At 68.1% G+C, this 298-nt stretch carries 1 protein-coding gene; it reads right to left on the minus strand.

Going from position 1 to position 298, the window contains the following annotated elements; translation table 11 throughout:
* On the minus strand, positions 1-298 hold a 298-nt coding region (locus BST27_RS30985), incomplete at both ends, for an FAD-dependent oxidoreductase (RefSeq protein ID WP_170062406.1).

Raw genomic sequence — 298 nt, forward strand, 5'->3', positions numbered from 1 at the left:
CGGCGTCCTGGCCGACGGCAAGGATGACGGTGTCGGCTTCGAGTTTCTCGTAGCGTCCGGTGCCGTGCGGCTTGCCGTCCTCGTCGAGTTCCATGACCTCGACGGTGAGGTCGTCGCCGACGTCAGTGATGGTGCGCAGCCAGTTCATCTGGACGCCCTCGCGCTCGGCTTCTTCGCGCTCTTCGGCGTGGGCGGGCATCTGCTCTGCGGTGCGTCGGTAGACGACGATGGACTCCTCGGCGCCGAGGCGCTTGGCGACGCGCGCGGCATCCATGGCGGTGTTGCCGCCGCCGTAAAC

It is taken from the genome of Mycobacterium intermedium (assembly GCF_002086275.1).
GTDB classification, from domain to species: domain Bacteria; phylum Actinomycetota; class Actinomycetes; order Mycobacteriales; family Mycobacteriaceae; genus Mycobacterium; species Mycobacterium intermedium.